General features: G+C 64.3%; 18 protein-coding genes. 13 read left to right on the forward strand and 5 right to left on the reverse strand.

What is annotated here, in order from left to right:
• Positions 1–23 precede the first annotated feature (23 nt).
• Positions 24–2,009: a pilus assembly protein TadG-related protein gene (locus AC3CB8_RS17120; protein ID WP_352563042.1), complete on the reverse strand. Its 1,986-nt coding sequence runs from the start codon at positions 2,007–2,009 to the stop codon at positions 24–26.
• A gap of 258 nt (positions 2,010–2,267) precedes the next feature.
• On the opposite strand from AC3CB8_RS17120, the gene AC3CB8_RS17125 reads away from it, so the two are divergent.
• Both AC3CB8_RS17125 and AC3CB8_RS17130 read left to right on the forward strand, forming a co-directional pair.
• The gene (locus AC3CB8_RS17125; protein WP_352563043.1) at positions 2,268–3,128 is read left to right on the forward strand and encodes a TIGR01459 family HAD-type hydrolase; all 861 of its coding nucleotides are present in this window, start codon (positions 2,268–2,270) and stop codon (positions 3,126–3,128) included.
• Positions 3,129–3,134: 6 nt separating this feature from the next.
• A complete protein-coding gene (locus tag AC3CB8_RS17130; RefSeq protein ID WP_352563180.1) occupies positions 3,135–4,115 on the forward strand; it encodes a bifunctional riboflavin kinase/FAD synthetase in 981 nt (326 codons plus the stop codon).
• A gap of 29 nt (positions 4,116–4,144) precedes the next feature.
• Here the strand turns inward: AC3CB8_RS17130 and AC3CB8_RS17135 are convergent, their stop codons facing one another.
• On the reverse strand, positions 4,145–4,699 hold the full coding sequence (locus AC3CB8_RS17135) for an HdeD family acid-resistance protein (protein WP_023795547.1): 555 nt from the start codon (positions 4,697–4,699) through the stop codon (positions 4,145–4,147).
• Between the two features lie 187 nt (positions 4,700–4,886).
• Here AC3CB8_RS17135 and AC3CB8_RS17140 point away from each other — a divergent pair, with 187 nt between their 5' ends.
• From AC3CB8_RS17140 to AC3CB8_RS17150, 3 genes are all read left to right on the forward strand, one after another.
• Positions 4,887–5,699 carry a MipA/OmpV family protein gene (locus AC3CB8_RS17140; RefSeq protein WP_031248393.1) on the forward strand — a complete coding sequence of 271 codons (813 nt, stop codon included), beginning with the start codon at positions 4,887–4,889 and terminating at the stop codon, positions 5,697–5,699.
• A gap of 285 nt (positions 5,700–5,984) precedes the next feature.
• The gene (gene ileS, locus AC3CB8_RS17145; RefSeq protein WP_352563044.1) at positions 5,985–8,969 is read left to right on the forward strand and encodes an isoleucine--tRNA ligase; all 2,985 of its coding nucleotides are present in this window, start codon (positions 5,985–5,987) and stop codon (positions 8,967–8,969) included.
• A 205-nt stretch (positions 8,970–9,174) separates the two neighbouring features.
• Complete coding sequence (locus AC3CB8_RS17150) at positions 9,175–9,852, forward strand: metal ABC transporter substrate-binding protein (RefSeq protein WP_352563045.1); 678 nt, start codon at positions 9,175–9,177, stop codon at positions 9,850–9,852.
• Between the two features lie 36 nt (positions 9,853–9,888).
• Here AC3CB8_RS17150 and AC3CB8_RS17155 read toward each other — a convergent pair whose 3' ends face one another.
• On the reverse strand, positions 9,889–10,338 hold the full coding sequence (locus AC3CB8_RS17155; RefSeq protein ID WP_023795549.1) for a nucleoside deaminase: 450 nt from the start codon (positions 10,336–10,338) through the stop codon (positions 9,889–9,891).
• A 181-nt stretch (positions 10,339–10,519) separates the two neighbouring features.
• Here AC3CB8_RS17155 and AC3CB8_RS17160 point away from each other — a divergent pair, with 181 nt between their 5' ends.
• From AC3CB8_RS17160 to AC3CB8_RS17180, 5 genes are all read left to right on the forward strand, one after another.
• On the forward strand, positions 10,520–12,532 hold the full coding sequence (locus tag AC3CB8_RS17160; RefSeq protein ID WP_352563046.1) for a pseudouridine synthase: 2,013 nt from the start codon (positions 10,520–10,522) through the stop codon (positions 12,530–12,532).
• On the forward strand, positions 12,529–13,083 hold the full coding sequence (gene rsmD, locus AC3CB8_RS17165; protein WP_352563047.1) for a 16S rRNA (guanine(966)-N(2))-methyltransferase RsmD: 555 nt from the start codon (positions 12,529–12,531) through the stop codon (positions 13,081–13,083). Before AC3CB8_RS17160 ends, rsmD begins: the two co-directional genes overlap by 4 nt.
• 119 nt (positions 13,084–13,202) lie before the next feature.
• Positions 13,203–14,591, forward strand: a complete 1,389-nt coding sequence (locus AC3CB8_RS17170; protein ID WP_023782981.1) for a M16 family metallopeptidase — start codon at positions 13,203–13,205, stop codon at positions 14,589–14,591.
• 2 nt (positions 14,592–14,593) lie between these two features.
• Complete coding sequence (locus AC3CB8_RS17175) at positions 14,594–15,991, forward strand: M16 family metallopeptidase (RefSeq protein WP_023782982.1); 1,398 nt, start codon at positions 14,594–14,596, stop codon at positions 15,989–15,991.
• On the forward strand, positions 15,988–16,860 hold the full coding sequence (locus tag AC3CB8_RS17180; RefSeq protein WP_352563048.1) for a patatin-like phospholipase family protein: 873 nt from the start codon (positions 15,988–15,990) through the stop codon (positions 16,858–16,860). The genes AC3CB8_RS17175 and AC3CB8_RS17180 overlap by 4 nt, the downstream gene beginning before the upstream one ends.
• A gap of 82 nt (positions 16,861–16,942) precedes the next feature.
• Here AC3CB8_RS17180 and efp read toward each other — a convergent pair whose 3' ends face one another.
• On the reverse strand, positions 16,943–17,512 hold the full coding sequence (gene efp, locus AC3CB8_RS17185; RefSeq protein ID WP_023782984.1) for an elongation factor P: 570 nt from the start codon (positions 17,510–17,512) through the stop codon (positions 16,943–16,945).
• Positions 17,513–17,626: 114 nt separating this feature from the next.
• On the opposite strand from efp, the gene epmA reads away from it, so the two are divergent.
• Positions 17,627–18,673 carry an EF-P lysine aminoacylase EpmA gene (epmA, locus tag AC3CB8_RS17190; RefSeq protein WP_352563049.1) on the forward strand — a complete coding sequence of 349 codons (1,047 nt, stop codon included), beginning with the start codon at positions 17,627–17,629 and terminating at the stop codon, positions 18,671–18,673.
• A gap of 22 nt (positions 18,674–18,695) precedes the next feature.
• On the opposite strand, the gene AC3CB8_RS17195 is transcribed toward epmA, so the two are convergent.
• Positions 18,696–19,112 carry a VOC family protein gene (locus AC3CB8_RS17195; RefSeq protein WP_023782986.1) on the reverse strand — a complete coding sequence of 139 codons (417 nt, stop codon included), beginning with the start codon at positions 19,110–19,112 and terminating at the stop codon, positions 18,696–18,698.
• Between the two features lie 173 nt (positions 19,113–19,285).
• Here AC3CB8_RS17195 and AC3CB8_RS17200 point away from each other — a divergent pair, with 173 nt between their 5' ends.
• Both AC3CB8_RS17200 and AC3CB8_RS17205 read left to right on the forward strand, forming a co-directional pair.
• On the forward strand, positions 19,286–20,629 hold the full coding sequence (locus AC3CB8_RS17200) for a TldD/PmbA family protein (RefSeq protein WP_352563050.1): 1,344 nt from the start codon (positions 19,286–19,288) through the stop codon (positions 20,627–20,629).
• The gene (locus AC3CB8_RS17205) at positions 20,616–21,419 is read left to right on the forward strand and encodes a 3'(2'),5'-bisphosphate nucleotidase CysQ (protein WP_023774533.1); all 804 of its coding nucleotides are present in this window, start codon (positions 20,616–20,618) and stop codon (positions 21,417–21,419) included. Before AC3CB8_RS17200 ends, AC3CB8_RS17205 begins: the two co-directional genes overlap by 14 nt.
• The last annotated feature ends 49 nt before the right edge of the window (positions 21,420–21,468 follow it).

The following is a 21,468-nucleotide window of genomic DNA, read 5'->3' on the forward strand; positions in this document are numbered from 1 at the left end:
TGCGCCAGGGGAAGGAACTCGGGTTAGCCGACCACGCGCAGGTTGGACAGCTCGTTGCCGATTTCCTTGAAATCGTTTGCGAGGCTGGCGCCGGTCGCATTCCAGAACAGCTTCGCCGGTTTGCTCGGATCCGTCGCATCCTTGCGGAAGCGCGAATTCGACGAGCAGGATTTAAGCGCATCGATCGCCAGCTTGTCGCTGGTCTTGGTCGTCGACAGGTCGAGCGCCACCGTCATCACCATGATGTTGGCTGCCTTGGCGTTGTTGCAGAGCGTGGCCATCTGCTCGTTGAGGGCATTGGTGTAGTTGCCGTTCGAATAGTCGAACTGACCGATGGCGCTCGATGTGCCCATGAACAGGCGTCCGATTGGGGTGCCGTTGTATCCGGGGTTGAGGTAGCCGAAGGACGCGTAGGTCGATTTCGAATTGGCGGGGTCGGAGTAGCCCAGCGAGGATGGCGTATAATAGGTGTTGGCGCCGTCGGTCAGCACGATCACCACCTTGTCGTTGCCTCTTTCGGTTTCCGGGCGCCCTTGCGTGAACGGCTCTCCGCTCGAGACCACCCGCCAGCCCCAGGCCATACCCTCGGGAACATTGGTGCCGCCATTCGGCTGCATCAGGTCGATCGCCGCCTTGATCGAGGTGAGCCCGTCGGCGACGCTGACGTCGGTCAGCGGCGTGATCGGGTTGGTGGTGCAGCTGTAATTCGGCCCGTTGCCGGCGGGCAGCGCCGGCGCATCGATCGGCCGCGGTTGGAAATATTTGGCGATGTTGCGCAGCCGAGATTGGCCGCTGCTGCTCGATGGATCGTCGTTCCACCAGCTGTTGATGGCTCCATAAGTTACCGGTGCGGCCTCGTCGGGGTCCTGGGTGAGCTTCCAGTGATTGCCGGGTTCGTCGGGGGCGAACATCGGCACGAACATCGTTGCCGGATCGCCGACGGCGATGCCGGTATTGGCCGAGCCACCGGACGGCGTGGCGTCGTTGATATTGTAAGGGTAGGGCCGCGCCTCGACGCAGCCCTGCCAGCTGGCGAACGGTCCGTAGGAATCGACATAGTCGTATTCGTTGTGGCTGCTTTTGCAGGTGTTGTTCGAATTGTATTCGTCGCAGACCACGCGCTTGCTATTGACGACACGCTCGTGGTTGGTGACGACCTTCATGTCGCGGTAGAGCGAAAACCGGGTCAGCATCTGGCCTTCCTCGGTTCCCCAGCCGGTGCCGCGCTTGTACCAGATGCCGTTGGTCTGCTGGGCGTATTTGTTGGCCGTGTTCAGCGTCGACCAGTCGAAATTCTCGTTCGATACCGGCGATAGACCCTCGGTGTCCATCCACGAGGCGTTGCCGTTGCCGGGGCCGACATTGACGGAGGCGGCAAAGGGCACGAGGCCGAATTGCACCGGCCTGTCGACCTGCTTGATCATCGCGGCCTGCTGGGCAAGCGTGTCGACCAGTTGCTTGGCCGCTGTCTTGAGCAGATCGATGCGCATCTGTCCTGAGCCGGTGCCGGGCATGACCATCGATCCGGAATTGTCGAGCACCAGGGCAACCTCCAGCGTGTTCTTCAGCCGTACTTGCGAGGTAACGTTGACGCTGAGCCTCTGGTTGGCATCGGTCGCCGATTTGCCGACGAACTGGGCGAAGGCGGGGTAGAAATACGGTTTGTAATTGAGTTGGGCGGTCATGGTCAGCAGGCCGCCGCCGCTGGTGTTGCTCGGCAAGGTGACGTTGAGCGTCGCGCTGGCGGGATCGATGTCGTTCAAATTGGCGTTGAAAAAGTCGAGCGCGTAGGCTCTCAACTGGTCGTCGGTGGCGCCTTCCGTCAGCCGGCGGGCCGTGGCGAAGTTGGCGGCGTCGAGCGCGTTCATCACCATCTGCTTTTCACGGTTCATTTCCGTGAAATCGACCGCGATCGCCAGGCCGCCCATCAGCGGCACCATCGCCACAGCCGTCATGAGAGCATAGTTGCCGCGCCTGTCGCGGCGGAACTGACGCCAGATTTCAAACATGCTTGCAGCGGCCCCCGCCGACGGATTCTCGGCCGGCGCCAGCTTTCCACGAAACGCTGAAGGACGGGTTTGGGAAACCGCTCTATTGCTTGGTCGGCGCTTCACCAACCGCTAACCAATCAAGGCCGCGGCTTGCGCCGCAATTCGCGCCGATCAAGGCGAAAGCTGGTGACAGCATGGGCCGGTTCGGATAATTCGAACCGGCCGCGGAGAACCGTCGGCCGCTGTAACCGCAACGATCATACTGAAGGAAACGGCATGGCGGATTCGCCTCAAATCGTGGGCTCGCTCGAAGACGTCTCGAAAGCCTATTCGGCAATTCTCTGCGATGTCTGGGGCGTGGTGCACAATGGCGAATGGCATTTTCCGGCTGCCGCGGCTGCGCTGGCGGCGGCAAGGGCGGACGGCACTCCTGTCGTTCTGATCACCAATTCGCCGCGCCGCAGCGCCGATGTCGTGGCGCAGATGAGCGTGATCGGCGTCCCACCATCAGCCTATGACCGTGTGGTGACCTCGGGCGACGTGACCCGTGATCTGATCGCGGAGGGCCCGCGCAAGGTCTTCCACATCGGCGCCGACCGCGATCTGACCCTGTATGACGGCCTCGATGTCGAACTCGTCGAGGAGTTCGAGGCTGCCGGCGTCGTGTGCACCGGGCTGTTCGACGACGAGGTCGAGAAACCCGACGACTATACGGAACTGCTGCGCCGGTTGCGCGCCAGGAACCTGCCGTTCATCTGCGCCAATCCCGATATCATGGTGGAACGCGGCGAACGGATCATCTGGTGCGCCGGCGCGCTCGCGCGCGACTACGCGCAGCTCGGCGGTCGCACGCTGATCGCCGGAAAACCCTACGCGCCGATTTACGAGGTCGCGATGAAGGAGGTGGCCGAGATCCTTGGCCGGTCGGTTGAGCGTTCGCGAATACTGGCAATCGGCGACGGCATGATGACCGACGTCAAGGGCGCTGCCGACAATGGTTTCGACGTCCTCTATGTCTCTGGCGGCATTCATGCCCGCGACTATGGCGATCCATCCCGGCCGGATCCGGCAAAGCTCGGGCTCTTCCTGGAGCGGCACGGCTTTCGTCCGGTGGCAGTGATCGCAAGACTGCAGTAGGTGGCAATGGTCGCGTTCCAGCATCTTACGACAACCGCGCCGCTACCCGCAGATCTGCGAGGGGGCGTGGTCGCGATCGGCAATTTCGATGGCGTCCACCGCGGCCATCAAGCCGTGCTCGAACGGGCATTGGCGGAGGCCGTGCGGCGTGGCGTACCGGCCCTGGTGCTGACCTTCGAACCGCACCCGCGAACGGTTTTCAGGCCTGATCTGCCGCTTTTCGTGCTGACGCAGCCGCCGATGAAGGCGCGCCTCCTGTCGCTGCTGGGCTTTGCCGCGCTCGTCGAGCAGCCCTTCACGCGCGACTTCGCCTCGCTGTCGGCGGAAGCCTTCGTCACCGATGTGCTGGAGAGGGCGCTGGGCATCACCCACGCCGTGACCGGTTTCGATTTCCATTTCGGCAAGGACCGCCAGGGCGGGCCGGCTTATCTGATGGCCGCCGGCGAGCGCCACGGCTTCGGTGTTACCCTCGTCGACGCCTTTCGCGACGAAGGCGCCGAGGTGGTTTCGTCGAGCCGCATCCGTGCCTTGCTTTGCAAGGGCGAGGTGGCCGAGGCCGCCGGTCTGCTCGGCTATCGCTTCACGGTGGAAAGCGAGGTTGTCGGCGGCCAGCAGCTCGGGCGAACGCTTGGCTTTCCCACAGCCAATATGAGGCTTCCGGCGGAAGCCACGCTCAAGGAAGGAATCTACGCCGTCCGCTTCCGTCGCGCGGACGGTACGCTGCACGACGGCGTCGCCAGCTTTGGCCGCCGGCCGACCGTCGACGACAATGGCGCGCCGCTCCTGGAAACCTTCGTCTTCGATTTTTCCGGCGATCTCTATGGCGAGATTTGCGAGGTGTCGTTCTTCGGCTTCCTGCGCAGCGAGATCAAGTTCGACGGGCTCGACGCACTGGTCGTGCAGATGAAGCGCGATGAAGCCGAGGCCCGCGCGCTGCTTGGCGGCGTCAAGCCGCTCTCCGGCCTGGACGCCGCGGTGGCGTTCTGAAGCATGATCCTGAAAGGGGAAACGAGTTCCTATTTCCTCAACGCAAGACCGACGGCTATGAAAGTCCAGCCCTGGAAGATCAGGTCGATCGCCAGGAACAGTCCGAGCACCCACAGGCTGTTGACCGGCCAGCCCATGGCGATGATCAGGCCCGCGAGCACGCTGATGACGCCTGCCGCGACAATCCAGCCCCAGCCGCGCTCCGGACGGTGGCTGTAGCCGACCCAGGCCCGCAGCGCGCCGGAAGCGACGAGCGCGATGGCCAGCAGGAAGGTCAGCACCGCCGAGGCGAGCAGCGGATTGTCGAAAGCGAAGAACCCTGCGACGGCATAAAGCAGTCCGCTGAGCAGCCAGTAGAAGAAGCGTCCCCAGGTCTTGACCCCGAAGGCATGCATGATCTCGATTATGCCGGCCACCAGCATCAGCCATCCGACAACGTAGACGGAAGCCACCGTGGCTATGAACAGATTGCCGAAGGCAATGCCGCCGAGGATCAGCAGCACCACGCCTAGACCGACGAACCAGCCCCATTTGTCGCGCGTCTGGCCGATCGCGTTCTTCAGAGTATCGCCGTGCAAGGTCATGTCGCCACCTCCATGGAGGACCGCCAGCATGCAGGAGGTTACCCTCGGCGCCGACCCGCGTCCAGCCGATGGCGGGCGCGATGGCGCATGCAACACGCGCCGGATGTCTCGCTCTTAAATCAAATTTTACCAAAGCCTCGTCAAAGCTGTCGCCGCAGGACAGTTGTATCGTGTTAGTGGAGTGACCATGAGTCAGGTCGGGAAGATTTCTGTAGCCCTAGCCACTGTCGTGCTCGCTATGTCAGGCGCGGCCGAAGCCGGTGATGGCGCTTTCGGCTGGTTGTCCGGCGACTGGTATCTGACGGTCGGCGCGACCGGCTTGGTGGCGCCCAATTTCGAGGGCGGCAAGAAATATATGCTGAGCGCTCAGCCTATCATTTCGCTAGGCAAGGCCGGCCCTGCTGCTCGCTTCACCTCGCGCAACGACAATATCTCGCTGGCGCTCGTCGACGATGGCGGTGTCCGCGCCGGTCTGACCGGCAAGTTCCTGTTCTCGCGCGACGACGGCGATGCCGACGAACTCAGGGGGCTCGACCCGGTCCGCTGGGGCGGCGAGGTCGGCGGCTTCTTCGAAATTTATCCGACGGACTGGATGCGCGCGCGTGCCGAATTGCGGCATGGCATCCGAGCCCATAACGGCTTTGTCGCCGACATCGCCGCCGATGCTTTCTACGATGTGACGCCAACCGTCAGGATCTCGGGTGGCCCGCGCGTGTCGTTTGCCTCGGCGAACTATTTCGATGCCTATTACGGTGTCAACGCGCAGGAAGCCGTGGCCTCGGGCCTGAGCCAGTACAATCCCGGCGGCGGCCTGAAATCCGTTGGCCTCGGTGGCGCGGTGACCTGGAAGGTGACCGAGCCAGTGACCGCCAGCCTGTTTGGCGAATATTCGCGCCTCAAGGGTCCGGCCGCCGATTCCAGCCTGGTCAGGGAGCGTGGTGACCGCAACCAGTTCATGGTCGGCGTGTCGACCACCTACCGCTTCGACTTCAACATGTAAGCGAATCGAACGAGACGCTTTATTCCTGCGCTCTTCTCCGCTAAAAGCCCAGCAATGACGAGCTTTTTGCGCCTTGACGCGCCGACGATACGAATTACCAGCCCGGTGTTCCCAGCAGCCTGAAGGCTGTAGGAGCCGCCGGGAATATTGCGCGCGGCCTCTCGCGCTTTTCCAGATCATCAAAGCATGTCGCCCCCGAGTGGGCCCCGTTTTTGGGAACGGCATGCGTTTAAAATAGAATTTCACGCCGCAAGCCACGTGGCCCGGCATGCACATGGCAGACCAATGACCGACGAAACCCAATCGACCATCGACTATTCGAAGACCCTTTATCTGCCGCGGACGGAGTTTCCGATGCGCGCCGGCTTGCCCGAGAAGGAGCCGGTGCTGGTCAAGCGCTGGCAGGACATGGACCTCTACCGGAAGCTGCGCGAGAGCGCGGCGGGCCGCACAAAATACGTGCTGCATGACGGTCCGCCCTACGCCAACGGCAACATCCATATCGGCCACGCGCTGAACAAGATCCTCAAGGACGTCATCACCCGCTCATTCCAGATGCGCGGCTATGACTCGAACTATGTGCCCGGCTGGGACTGTCACGGCCTGCCGATCGAATGGAAGATCGAGGAACAATACCGCGCCAAGGGCAAGAACAAGGACGAGGTGCCGGTCAACGAATTCCGCCAGGAATGCCGTGAATTCGCCGCGCACTGGATCTCGGTGCAGGGTGGAGAGTTCCAGCGTCTCGGCGTCGTCGGCGACTTCAAGAACCCTTATACGACCATGGCCTTCCACGCCGAGTCGCGCATCGCCGGCGAATTGTTGAAATTCGCCATGTCCGGCCAGCTCTACCGTGGTTCGAAGCCGGTGATGTGGAGCGTCGTCGAGCGGACTGCGCTCGCCGAGGCCGAGATCGAGTACCAGGACTACGAGTCCGACACGATCTGGGCAAAGTTTCCGGTGGCCAATCTCGTCGTCGCCAGTGTCGTGGACGGGCAGCCGGCGGAGCTCGATCCGGACCTGAGTGGTCGGTCGCTTGACCTGCTGGATGCTCATGTCGTCATCTGGACGACGACGCCCTGGACCATCCCGGGCAACCGCGCCGTCAGCTATTCGCCGCGTGTGTCCTATGGCCTCTACGAGGTGGAGGCGGCCGAGAATGCGTTTGGCCCGCAGCCAGGCGAGAAGCTGATCTTTGCCGATGCGCTGGCCGAGGAAAGCCAGACCAAGGCCAAGGTCACCTTGAAGCGTCTTCACGGCATCAGCGCCGAACAGCTTGGAAATCTTGTGCTTTCGCATCCCTTCAAGGGCCTCGGTGGTGGCTATGAATTCCCGGTTGCGATGATTGCCGGCGACCACGTCACCGACGATGCCGGCACAGGCTTCGTGCACACCGCTCCCGGTCATGGCCGGGAGGATTTTGATGCCTGGATGGACGCCGCGCCCGCGCTGCGCCAACGTGGCATCGACACCGAAATCCCGTTCACCGTCGACGATGCCGGCTTCTTTACCAAGGATGCGCCGGGCTTCGGCCCGGACCGCGAAGGCGGACCCGCGCGCGTCATCGACGACAATGGCAAGAAGGGCAACGCCAACCAAGCAGTCATCGACGAGTTGATCAAGCGCAATGCGCTGTTCGCGCGCGGCCGGCTGAAGCACAGCTACCCGCACTCATGGCGTTCGAAGAAGCCGGTCATCTTCCGCAACACGCCGCAATGGTTCGTCTACATGGACAAGGACCTCGGCGACGGCAGCACGCTGCGCGGCCGCGCGCTGAAGGCGATCGACGAGACGCGCTTTGTCCCGGCCGCCGGCCAGAACCGCATCCGCGCCATGATCGAGGAGCGCCCGGACTGGGTGCTGTCGCGCCAGCGCGCCTGGGGCGTGCCGATCGCCGTCTTCGCCGACGAGGATGGCAATGTGCTGAAGGACGAGGCCGTCAACCGACGCATCATGGACGCCTTCGAGGCGGAAGGCGCCGACGCCTGGTTCGCGCCCGGCGCCAAGGAGCGCTTCCTCGGCAATCACGATGCCTCCAAATGGAAGCAGGTGATGGACATTCTCGACGTCTGGTTCGATTCGGGCTCGACACATGTCTTCACCCTGGAAGACCGGCCCGACCTGAAGTGGCCGGCCGACGTCTATCTCGAAGGGTCCGACCAGCATCGCGGGTGGTTCCACTCCTCGCTGCTCGAAAGTTGCGGCACCAGGGGCAGGGCGCCTTACGACACCGTCGTCACCCATGGCTTCACCATGGACGAGGATGGGCGCAAGATGTCGAAATCACTCGGCAACACGGTCGTGCCGCAAGATGTGATCAAGCAGTCCGGCGCCGATATCCTGCGGCTCTGGGTGGTGACGACCGACTATTGGGAAGACCAGCGGCTCGGCAAGAACGTGCTGCAGACCAACATCGACGCCTATCGCAAGCTGCGCAACACCATACGCTGGATGCTGGGCACGCTCGCCCATGACGATGGTGAGGTCGTTCCACTGGAGACGATGCCGGAGCTTGAGCGGCTGATGCTGCACCGGCTGGCCGAACTCGACGAGGTGGTGCGCCAGGGCTACGACGCCTTCGAGTTCAAGCGCATCACGCGCGCACTGCTCGATTTCATGGTGGTCGAGCTGTCGGCCTTCTATTTCGATATCCGCAAGGACGCGCTCTACTGCGACGGCCCGTCGAGCGTGAAGCGCAAGGCCTCGGTCCAGGTGGTGCGCCATCTCTTCGACTGCCTGGTGAAATGGCTGGCGCCGATGCTGCCCTTCACCACAGAGGAGGCGTGGCTCGAGCGTCATCCCGATGCGATGTCGGTGCATCTCGACCAGTTCCCGCAAATCCCGGCGAATTGGAGGAACGAGGCGCTGGCGGAGAAATGGCGCAACGTCAGGCAGGTGCGCCGCGTCGTCACCGGCGCCCTCGAGATTGCGCGTGCCCGGAAGGTGATCGGCTCGTCGCTGGAGGCCGTCCCCGTGGTCACGATCAACGACGCGACGCTCGAGGCGGCGATATCGGACGTCGACATGGCTGAAATGGCGATCACCAGCGATCTCGTCATTGCCCATGGCCAGGCGCCGCGAACCGCCTTCGCCCTCGACGATGTCAAGGGTGTTGCCGTGGTCGTCGAGAAAGCGGAGGATCGCGGCCTGGTCAAATGCGCGCGTTCGTGGCGCTACACCGCCGATGTCGGGCAGGATCCCGAGTTCCCGGATGTTTCGGCACGGGATGCCGCGGTGCTGCACGAACTGAAAGCGCTGGGAAGGCTCTAGTGCCTGTCGCCCAAAGAAGTGCACAAACGCCACGCCGCGCGGGTGCAAACCCGCCGGTGCGTTGCCCTTAACGAGTGGTTGAGGTAAACACGCGAAACTCCGGAAGACAAATTGTCGCCGGATTTCCGTCGCAAGTGCTTGCACGATGGGGACCGGACACAAGGCCGGTGCGATCGAGAGGTTGTCTAGAGTGGGACTTTTTGGCATGACCGAAAGATATAACGCGCGCCTTGCGCTGCTGGCGCCGCTTGTCGCATCGGGCCTTGCTTTGTCCGGCTGCATGGGCTCTCCGACCTATGGCACCGACAAGACGGCCGCCGAACAGTTGGCCGGCGATCTTACAGGCGCCGTTTCCTTCGCGCCGAAGCGCAAGGACCCGATCGACTACAAGCCCCGTCCCACCCTGGTGAAGCCGGCACCTGGCCAGAAGGGAGCGCTGCCTGCCCCGCAGGAAAGCATCCAGACGGCAAACGCCGGTTGGCCCGAATCGCCCGAGCAGCGTCGCGCGCGCCTGCGCGCCGACGCCACCGCGCACCAGAATGATCCGGCCTACCAGTCGGAGATCGTCGATGACGTGCAGACGGATCCGGCATCGGTGAAAAGGGCGATGGAGGATTCAGGATCCAGCCACCCGCCGGCGTGGAAACCCGCCGATTCCGACAAGGGCCGCGCCGCCGAGATCCAGCGCCGCCTTGCCGACAGCAAACAGGGCGACCCGAACACGCGCAAGTATCTCAGCGAACCGCCCTTGGCCTACCGCACCGCCTCCGGTGCCGCACCGCAGAACGAACTCGGCGAAGACGAGTACAAGAAGGAACGCCGCCTCAAGGCCAAGGCCGAGGGCAAGAAGGGCGGCTGGTTCGACTGGTTGCCGTCGCTGTAGGAACAGTGGCGCCGCTGATCTTGCAGCGTCCTTGGCTCAATCTCGACGTCCCCTGAAAAAATCCTTCAGCAGCAGGCCCGCTTCGGTCTCGGCCATGCCCGGATAGATGTCGGGCGTGTGGTGGCAGGTCGGAGAGGCGAAGAAGCGCACGCCGTTGACGACGGCGCCGCCCTTTTCGTCGGCCGCACCAAAATAGAGACGGCGCAGCCTGGCGAAGGAGATTGCCCCGGCGCACATGGCGCAGGGCTCCAGCGTGACATAGAGATCATGGCTGGTGAGCCGCTCGCTCGAGAGTTTGCCGCAGGCTTCACGGATCACCAGCATCTCGGCATGGGCTGTCGGGTCCGCAAGCTCGCGCGTGCGGTTACCGGCACTGGCAATAACCGCGCCGCCATTGGCGATGACCGCGCCGACCGGCACTTCGCCACGCAAGGCTGCCGCTTCGGCCTCTTTTAGCGCCAAGGCCATGAAATCCGGCCTCTTCAAGGGGTTTGTCTTCCCATTATGTCCTCGCCACCCGGCGGTGATCCTGTTATGGAGCGCATCAACCCGAAAAATCGGACTCGATTTTCGGAAATGATCATGCGCCAAATCAAAAGTGCTACAGCGTTCGTTGCGCGCCGAACGGATGCGCCACGCTGTAGCAGCGCAAACGGACAAAGGCCACATGGACGACAACGACAAGAAATCTCCGCGCAAAGCCGGCCCGGGCAGGAGTGGCCCGAAATCGGCAGGTGCACGTGGCCGCGATGCCGGCAAGGGCGGGAAGTCCTCCTTTGCTGCGAAAAAACCTTATGCGCCACGTGGCGATCGGCCGATGGCCGCCGACGGCGACCGGCCGAAGCGGGACTTCAAGGGCGGCGACAGGCCGTTCAGCAAGGGACCCCGCCCCGAAGGCAAGCCTTATGAAAAGCGCGAAGGCCCGCGCAAGCCAAATGCGCCGCGCGGCGACCGCCCGATGGCGGCCGAAGGCGAGCGCAAGCCTTATGAAAAGCGCGAGGGACCACGCAAGCCCTACGCGCCGCGCGGCGACCGCCCGATGGCGGCCGAAGGCGAGCGCAAGTCCTATGAAAAGCGCGAGGGACCACGCAAGCCCTACGCGCCGCGCGGCGACCGTCCGGTTTCTACTTCGGCGGAGGGCGGTGAAAAGCGCTTCGACCGTCCCAAGCGTGATTTCGGAGATCGTCCGAAGCGGGATTTCGCTGACAGTCCAAAGCGTGACTTTGGCGGCGACAGACCCAAGCGTGATTTCGGAGATCGGCCGCAAGGCGCGTCTGGCGGCGGCTTCAAGCCGCGCCCTCGGCCTGCCGAAGCAACGGAAGAAGCCGGCGAGCGCATCGCCAAGCGCCTGGCGCGTGCCGGACTCGCCTCGCGCCGCGACGCCGAGGAGTTGATCGCCGCCGGCCGCGTCAAGGTCAATGGCAAGGTGCTGGCCTCGCCGGCGTTCAACGTCATGCCCAATGACATCATCCATCTCGACGGCATGGAAATCCCGCCGATCGAACGCACACGCCTGTTCCTGTTCCACAAGCCGGCCGGCGTGGTCACCACCAACCGCGATCCGGAAGGCCGCAAGACCGTCTTCGACGTACTGCCGGCCGAACTGCCGCGGCTGATGACCATCGGCCGCCTCGATATCAACACCGAAGGCCTGCTGCTGCTGACTAATGATGGCGGCCTGTCGCGCGTACTCGAGCTGCCGGCCACTGGCTGGCTGCGCCGCTACCGCGTGCGCGTTCATGGCAAGGTCGAGGAAAGCGCGCTCGCCGGCCTGCGCGAAGGAATTGCCGTCGACGGCGTTTTCTACGGCGCCATCGAAGCCAGCTTGGATCGCGAGCAGGGCTCCAACGCCTGGCTGACGATCGGTCTGCGCGAGGGCAAGAACCGTGAGGTCAAGAACATCCTCGGCGCGCTCGGCCTGGACGTCACGCGGCTGATCCGCATCTCCTACGGTCCGTTCCAGCTCGAGGATCTCGCCGAGGGCCATGTTCTGGAGATCAAGGGCCGGGTGCTGCGCGACCAGCTTGGCGAGCGCCTAGTCGAGGAATCCGGCGCCAATTTCGACGCTGAGATAACAAAACCGTTTTCCAACCAGCCGGTGCGGCGTACCGAAGTGCGTGAGGTCGAGCCCGAACGGCCGAAGTTTACGCGAGACGGCGAGCGCCGGCCGATCGGCGAGGGCGGACTGATCAAGAACCGCAAACGCCGGGAAGGCAGCCGCGACGAGGCGCTCGGCAAACTGTCGACGAGCCCCGACAGGGGCGAGAGACCAGAAAAGAGCTTCGGCGATCGCGGCCCGCGACCGGAGCGCGGCGGCTTTGGCGATAAGCCGCGTGGAAGTTTTGGCGACAAGCCGCGCGGCGGATTCGGTGACAAGCCTCGTGGCGGCGGCAAGAAATCCGAACGCGAGCAACGGCCGATCGAGCCGCCCGGCCAGCGCAAGGCCAATGTCTGGATGGCGCCGGGAGCCCGGCCGATCGGCAAGGGCAGGGCGGAGGCCGATGCGGCCAAGGCGGCCGAGAACAAGGCACGCAAGGCGTCGTTCAAGCCATCTTATGGCAAGCCCGCCGGCAAACCAGGTGGCGCAAAGCCATTCGGCAAGCCGCGTGGCGAGCGTCCAGGAGGCGCCGGTGGCGGCGAGCGGCCGCGCGGCGGCCCCAAGGGCCCCCGGACAAGATGAGAATCGTCGGCGGTGAGTTTCGCGGGCGGCCGCTGGCGACGCCCCGTGACAGCGCCATCCGCCCGACGACCGACCGCACCCGCGAGGCCGTCTTCAACGTTCTGGCGCATCGCTTTGCCGGGCAACTGGACGGCGCGCGCGTGCTCGACCTGTTCGCCGGCACCGGTGCGCTTGGCCTGGAAGCCCTGTCGCGCGGGGCATCCTATGGCGTCTTTATCGAGGAATCGGCCGAGGGCCGTGGTCTGATCCGCGACAATGTCGAAGCCTTCGGCCTGACCGGACGCACCAAGATCTTCCGCCGTGATGCAACCGGGCTTGGCGAGGCGGGCACGCTGGCGCCGTTCGGCCTGGTCTTTGCCGATCCGCCCTATGGCAGGGGCCTTGGCGAGCAAGCCCTGCGGTCGGCCCAGGCCGGCGGCTGGCTGCGGCCAGGCGCACTCTGTGTGGTCGAGGAGACGGCGGTGGTTCCCTTCGAGCCGGGCCCGGGCTTTTCCGTCCTTGATGAGCGCAACTACGGCGAGACCGTGATCCGCTTCATCGAGGCTGCCTGACAGGCCTGCTTTCAGCAGTGGCCTCTTTGCCGCCGCCTTTGCCGGCAACATGACCAACAATTCACTTTGCTTGTCGCCAGCGCCTTGCCTATCGTCGCTGCATGAAACCGGAGCCATCGATGACATCCAGGACTAAATGGCTGCGGGCCACGTTGCTGGCGACGTCGCTGGCTTTGTTCATGACCGACCCCGTCCTGGCGGACGGCCCCGTATTGCCGAGCACCGTGCCGGCCGAGTTCAAGGTCACGGACTTCCTGCTCGACAACGGCATGGAAGTGGTCGTCATTCCCGATCACCGCGCGCCGATCGTCACCCACATGGTCTGGTACAAGATCGGCAGCGCCGACGAGCCGCCGGGCAAATCCGGCATCGCCCATTTCTTCGAGCATCTGATGTTCAAGGCCACGGCCCACCACGCGGCCGGCGAGTTCGACCGCGCCGTCTCCGACATTGGCGGCTCCAACAACGCCTTCACATCCTACGACTACACCGCTTTCCATGAGACGGTGGCGCCGTCGGCGCTCGAACTGATGATGAGCTTCGAAGCCGACCGCATGCGCAACCTCATCCTCACCGATGACGTCATCAAGACCGAGCGCGATGTTATCCTGGAGGAGCGCCGCTCGCGCATCGACAACAATCCGCAGGCCGTGCTCGACGAAGAGGTCGATGCCACGCTATGGCAGAACCAGCCCTATCGCATCCCGGTCATCGGCTGGATGCAGGAGATGGAGCAACTGAACCGCACTGACGCGGTCGCGTTCTACAACAAATACTATCGGCCCAACAACGTCGTGCTGATCGTGACCGGCGATGTCGAACCGGACACGGTGAAGGCGCTGGCCGAAAAGACCTATGGCAAGGTGGCCCGCGGGCCGGACCTGCCGCCGCGCGTCCGCCCGGTCGAGCCGGAGCAGAATACCAGGCGCACGGTCACGCTCTCCGACGCTCGCGTCAGCGTGCCGAGTTTCTCGACACAATGGGTCGTGCCCTCCTATCACACTGCGAAGCCCGGCGAGGCCGAAGCGCTCGATCTGCTGGCCGAGATCCTCGGCGGCGGCAACCGCAGCCGGCTTTACCAGGCGCTTGTCGTCAAGCAGGGCATAGCTTCCGGCGCCGGTGCGTACTTTCAGGGCACCATGCTCGACGACACCAATTTCACTGTCTACGGCGCGCCGCGCGGTGACGCCAAGCTGGCCGACGTCGAAGCCGCGGTCGATGCGGAAGTGGCGCGCATCGCCAGCGACGGCGTCACCCCGGATGAGCTCGAGAAAGCCAAGGACCGCTATGTCAGGTCGATGATCTTTGCTCGCGACAAGCAGGATTCCATGGCCAACATCTATGGCTCGACGCTCGCCACCGGCGGCAACGTCCAAGACGTGCAGCAATGGCCGGACCGCATCCGCAAGGTCACCACTGACGAGGTCAAGGCCGTTGCCGCGCGCTATCTGTTATTGGCCCGCTCGACGACCGGCTATCTCTTGCCGCAGCAACAGGCGGGGAATTGATAATGACGAACCAGTTTAGCGGCGCGTTGACGTCTCCCCGCCAGGCTCCCCCTTCTCCCCTCGCGCGAGAAGGGAAGGCCCTCCACGCCCTTGCAACCTTCTTCCTCTCCGTCCTCTTCCTTGTTCTGCCGGCGCTTGCCGCCCGCGCGATGGAGATCCAGTCCGTTACCTCTCCGAAAGGCGTCACGGCCTGGTTGGTCGAGGACTATTCGGTACCGGTGGTCGCCGTCCGCTTCGTCTTCGGCGGCGGCTCGACGCAGGATCCGGTGGGGAAGGAGGGTCTTGCAAATCTGATGACCGGCCTGTTCGACGAGGGTGCCGGCCCGCTCGACTCGGAAGCCTTCCAGATCAAGCTTGACGACGCCGGCGCCGAAATGAGCTTCGACGAGACCCGCGATGGCATCTACGGTTCCATGCGCATGCTGGCGGAACAGCGCGACGAAGCCTTCGACCTGTTGCGTTTGGCGGTCAATGAGCCGCGCTTCGACCAGGCGCCGATCGACCGCATCCGCGCGCAGGTCCTGTCCGGCATCATCGCCAACGAGAATGACCCCGACACGGTGGCGCAGAACCGGTGGGCGCGCGCCGTCTATGGCGACCACCCTTATTCGCGTTCCGACCAGGGCACCAGGCAGAGCATCGCCGCCGTCACGCAGGCCGATCTCGAGACTCTGCACAAAGCGGTGTTCGCGCGCGGCGGCTTGCATGTCGCCGTGGTCGGGGCCATCGACCCCGAGACCCTGAAGAAGAAACTCGACATGGTGTTCGGCGACTTGCCGCGGGACCAGACGCTCGCTCCTGTAGCCGATGTCGAGCCCAAGCTGGCGCAGCATATCGAGGTCAATTACGACCTGCCGCAGACATCGCTGCAGCTCGCCTGGCCGGGCGTGAAGCGCAAGGCGACGGATTTCTTCCCGGCGGTGCTGATGAACGAGATCCTCGGCGGTGGAACTTTCACCTCGCGCCTGTTCCAGGAGGTGCGCGAAAAGCGCGGGCTCGCCTACAGCGTCAATTCCTCGCTGGTCAACCAGGACCATGCCAATGCGCTGATCGTCACCACTGGGACGCGCTCGGACCGTGCGGCCGAGACGCTCGCCATCGTGCGCGACGTCGCCAAGCGCCTGGCCGAGGATGGCCCGACAGAGGCCGAACTGGCGGCGACCAAGAAATATCTCATCGGCGCCTATGCGATCAGCAATCTGGATTCCTCGAGTTCCATCGCCGCCACGCTTGTCGAGCTGCAGATCGACGATCTCGGCATCGACTACATGCAGCGCCGGGCCGGCTATATCAACGCGGTGACGATCGATCAGGTCAAGGCGGCGGCGAAGAAGCTGCTGACGACCGAGCCAACCATCATGGTGGTCGGGCCGCCGCTGGCGGGAGCCGGCAAGGGATGAGCCCCACTTTCGGCATAGCGTTCGGCGGTGGCGGCGCGCGCGGTCTGGCGCATATCCATGTCATCGAGGCGCTGGACGAGCTCGGCATCAAGCCGGTGGCGATAGCCGGCTCGTCGATCGGCGCCATCATGGGCGCCGGCATGGCCTCGGGCATGACCGGCAAGGATATCCACGACTATGCCCGCTCGATCCTCGGCCGCCGCGCCGAGGTCGCGAGCCGCATGTGGCGGGCGCGGCCTGGCACGATCGCGGAGGCCATGCAAAATGGCATCCGCGTCAGCCAGTTCAATGTCGAGCGCATACTGAAGGCGTTTCTGCCGGAGGCCATTCCCGAAAGCTTCGCCGAACTAAAAATCCCGCTGAAGGTCACGGCAACCGACTATTTCGGCCACAAGCTCGCTGTGTTCGACGACGGCGACCTGCATTCCGCACTTGCGGCCTCAACCGCCATTCCTGCCGTCTTCCGTCCGGTGACGCGCGATGGCAGGCTGCTGATCGACGGCGGCATCTATAACCCCGTGCCCTTCGACCTGATCGAGAAGGATGCCGATATCATCATCGGCGTCGACGTGGTCGGCGCGCCGGAAGAGGCCGACCGCAAGCAGCCGACCTCCGTCGACCTGATGTTCGGCGCCACGCAGCTGATGATGCAGTCGATCATCGCAAACAAGTTGAAACAGTGCCAGCCCGACATACTGGTCCGCCCGGCGGTGTCGAAATACCGCGTCCTCGATTTCCTGAAGATCGAGGCCCTGATGAGCGAGACAGTTGAAATCAAGGATCGGTTGAAGCGGGAGGTGGAGGTCGCAATTGAACGGCGTTCCGCCAAGGTCGAAGCAAAAAGGACAAAAACACCAGCCAAGTCGTGATCGCGGTCAGCGAGACTGCGAGCTTACTTTGTGCCGTGTCGGCGGGGCATCAATGCCGAGATGGCAACAATGCCCGCTTCGCTCAGTCCTTCGCCCGCTCCACATAAGCGCCATCCGCCGTCATCACCACGACGCGGGTGCCGGGCGCGATGTGCGGAGGCACGGTGGTGCGCACGCCATTGGAAAGCACGGCCGGCTTGTAGGACGACGATGCCGTCTGACCCTTGGTCGTCGGCTCGGTCTCGACCACTTCGAAGGTGGCGCGCTGCGGCAGCACCAGGGCGATCGCGATGCCGTTGAACTGTGACACCTGCACCGGCATGCCCTCCTTCAGATAGGGCGCCGCGTCGCCGACCACGGCTTCCGACACCGCCACCTGGTCGTAGGTTTCCGGGTTCATGAAGTGATAGCCTTCGCCGTCGGCGTAAAGGAAGGTGTGCTCGCGCTCCTCGACATAGGCGCGCTCCACCTGTTCGGTGGTGCGATAGCGCTCGGATACCTTCACCCCGTCGCCGATGCGGCGCATGTCGAGCTGCGTCACCGGCGTGCCCTTGCCTGGGTGGATGTTTTCGGCAAAGAGGATCACATAAAGCTTGCCGTCCTTGTCGACGACATTGCCTTTGCGGAGCGAACTGGCGATGACTTTCACCACGGTTTTAAATCCTGCGAGAGTTGACTGGCGTTTGCCGGCTTGTGCGGCGCTGGATGGGGGCCTAGCGCATCTTGGCGCGAACCGCCAGCCCCCTCGGCGAACCGAAGCGCGCTGATGACCGCCGCGTCGCCCTGGTGGACGCCGCATGTCCATGCCGACCGCCGTCCGCGCCTGATGCTGCGCAATGGGCTGACGGCTGCCTTTCGCGACTGGTTCGCCCGCCACGACTTCATCGAGGTTGAGACCGCGGCGCTGCAGGTCTCGCCCGGCAACGAGGCTCATCTGGCGGCCTTCGCTACCGAAGCGGTCGGGCCGGATGGCGCCCCCTCGCCGCTTTATCTCCACACCTCCCCCGAATTCGCCTGCAAGAAACTGCTCGCTGCCGGCGAGCGGCGCATTTTCAGTCTGGGTTCGGTTTACCGCAACCGTGAGCGCGGTCCCTTGCATCATCCCGAATTCACCATGCTCGAATGGTATCGGGTGGGCGAGACGTATGAGAGCCTGATGCGCGACTGCGCCGATCTGCTGGCGATGGCCGCGACACGGGCAGGGGCCACGCACTTCTCTTTCAGGGGCCGCGAGTGCGATCCGTTTTCCGAACCGGAGCGGCTGACCGTGGCGGACGCCTTCAGCCGGCACGCCGGGATCCGTCTGCTGGCAACGGTCGCGCCTGACGGCGGCACGGACCGGGACGCGCTGCATGCCGCTCTGATCCAGGCCGGCCTGCGCACCGCGCCTGACGACAGCTGGGCGGATTTGTTCAGCCGCGTGATGGTGGAAAAGATCGAGCCCAATCTCGGCCTCGGCCGCGCGACCATTCTTTGCGAATACCCGGTCGTCGAGGCGGCGCTGGCGCGGCCGAGCCCGAGGGATCCGCGCGTCGCCGAACGCTTCGAGCTCTACTGCTGCGGCGTCGAGCTCGCCAACGGCTTTGGCGAACTGACCGACGCGGCCGAGCAGCGCCGGCGCTTCGTCGTCGAGATGGACGAGAAAGAGCGCGTATATGGTGAGCGCTACCCGCTGGACGAGGACTTCCTCGCCGCGTTGGCCATCATGCCGCAGGCCAGCGGCATCGCGCTCGGCTTCGATCGGCTGGTGATGCTGGCGACCGGCGCGCGGAAGATCGAGGACGTGATCTGGACTCCGGTCGCCGCATCTTGAATGTGCTGCCGCCCCTCTGATCTCAATGCGCGAAAACCTGCTCAAGAGAGCGAAAACCCTTGAATTCCAAGGCATTGCCAGAGGGATCGCGGATAAACAATGTCGCTTGTTCGCCGGGCTCGCCCTTGAAGCGGACCATCGGCCGCTCCAGCCAGTCTATGTCGTCGCGCGCTTCCAGCCGCGTCGCCAGGCGCTGCCAGTCGTCCATCAAGAGCACAGCGCCGAAATGCGGGATCGGCACCAAAATGCCGTCGACCTTGCCGTCGCTTGCAGCTTGCGCGGCCTGCGGCCGCAAATGTGCCGACATCTGGTGGCCGTACAGGTCGAAATCGACCCAGGTCGCCGACGAGCGGCCGATCGCACAGCCCAGTACGTCGCCATAGAAAGTTCGGGTTTGATCGAGATCACGGACTGGAAAAGCAAGATGGAAAGGCGTCATGGCGAGGCTCCAGATAGGCAAAAACTGCGACGTCCGCTCTTTGCGGGCGCTTCGATGGCGATTTGGTCGCGACATCCTGATTGGCCTTCTGCCATTGCACAAGCGGCAGTGGAACAATAGATGGTGCGGCAGCACCTGCCTTCCGGACAGGCTGAAGAAATAGGATCAAGTGCATGACCGACAAGCTCGACGCCGCGAAATTGACGGACCGCGTCGCGGCCCTGGTCGAGGCCGCCAAACGCGCTGGCGCCGATGCCGCGGACGCCGTCGCGGTGCGTGGCCGCTCGACCGGTGTTTCGGTGCGGCTTGGCAAGGTCGAAAACACAGAGGCGTCCGAGGGCGACGACGTTTCGCTGCGGGTCTTCGTCGGCCAGCGTGTGGCCAGTGTATCGGCCACCGCCGCGTCCGATCCGAAGGCCCTTGCCGAGCGCGCCGTCGCCATGGCCAAAGTGTCTCCCGAGGATCCCTACCAGGGTCTTGCCGACCCCGCGCTGCTCGCCAGACAGACGCGCGATCTGGACCTGTTCGATGCAACCGAAGTGTCGGCAGACCAATTGAAGGAGGCGGCCCTCGCGGCCGAGGCGGCGGCTCTCGCCGTCAAGGGCGTAACCAATTCGGCCGGCAGCAATGCCAGCGCCGGCCTGGGCGGGCTGGTTCTGGCCACCTCGCACGGTTTTCTCGGCCAGTATGTCGCCTCGCGCTTTTCGCGCTCGGCCAGCGTGATTGCCGGCGAGGGCACGGGCATGGAACGCGACTATGAATTCTCCTCGCGCCAGCATTTTGCCGATCTCGACGCGGCCGAGGATATCGGCCGTCAGGCCGGCAAACGGGCCGTGCGTCGCCTTGGCGCGCGCAAGGCGGCGACCGGATCGGTCGACGTGGTGTTCGACCCACGCGTCGCGCGCGGCATTGCCGGCCATATCGCCGGAGCCATCAACGGCGCTTCCGTCGCGCGAAAAACCTCGTTCCTGCGCGACATGATGGGCAAGCAGGTGGCGGCTTCCGCCATCACCGTCACCGACGAGCCGCTGCGGCGCCGTGGCCAGGCCTCGCGCCCATTCGATGGCGAAGGCGTCGAGGGCGAGAAGCTCCTGATGATCGAAAAGGGCGTCCTGAATCACTGGTTCCTATCGACATCGGCGGCCCGGGAGCTCGGCCTCGTCACCAACGGGCGCGGCGCGCGCGGCGGCTCTTCCGTCTCGCCGTCTTCCACCAATCTTGCCATCGAGCCAGGCGAACGGTCGCCGGAAGACCTGATCGGCTCGCTCAAGAGCGGCTTCTACGTCACCGAAGTGTTTGGCCAGGGCGTCGACATGCTCACCGGCGAATACAGCCGCGGCGCCTCCGGCTTCTGGATCGAAAACGGAGCGCTTGCCTATCCGGTCGCCGAAGTCACCATCGCCTCGAACCTGAAGACGATGTTCCTCAACATGGTGCCCGCGAATGACCTTGATCGCAATTTCGGCACCGCCGCCCCGACGCTCCTGATCGAAGGCATGACCCTTGCCGGAGCATGAGCTGACCACCGCCGGTGCCGATCTGGACCTGCCGCTGCTGCGCGACGCCGCCCGCGAGGCGGGTCTTATCGCGATGCGCTACTTCGGCAACAATCCGCAGGTCTGGATGAAGGGCGGCACCTCGCCGGTCAGCGAAGCCGATCATGCCGCCGATGCGTATCTGCGCCAGACGTTGCTTGCGGCACGGCCGGATTATGGCTGGCTGTCGGAAGAGACGGCCGACGACCCGGCGCGGCTTTCGGCGCGCCGCACCTTCGTTGTCGACCCGATCGACGGCACGCGCGGCTTCCTTGAAGGCCAGCGCGCCTGGTGCGTCAGCGTCGCCGTCGTCGAGAATGGCCGCACGCTTGCCGGCGTGCTCGAATGCCCGGCGATGGACGAGACCTATTCCGCGCTGCCAGGCCAGGGCGCATTCCGCAACGGCAAGCGCATTGCGGTGCGCAAGCCAGGCGACAAGCCCGAGATTTCCGGCCTGAAGCAGTTGATCGACCTGATGCCGGCCGGCTGGCAGGAGCGGCTGCAACGGGCGCCCTACAGCCCTTCGCTTGCCTACCGCCTGGCGATGATCGCCAACGGCACGCTCGACGGCACCTTCGTCAAGCCGAACGCGCATGACTGGGACATTGCCGCCGCCGACCTCATCCTGCGCGAGGCAGGTGGCCAACTGCTCGACCCGCACGGCCACGCGCCGCTCTATGCCGGCGAGGTGACCCGCCACGGCGCGCTCGCGGCCGGCAGCGGCGATCTGCTGGCGGTGCTGGTCGACGTCATTGCCGGGCTGGATGGCTGAAAGCGTTTTCGAAGGTTTCAAAGTCGGCGGCTTTGGTCTAGACCTGTCA

The sequence above is a fragment of the Mesorhizobium sp. P160927 genome (assembly GCF_057766385.1).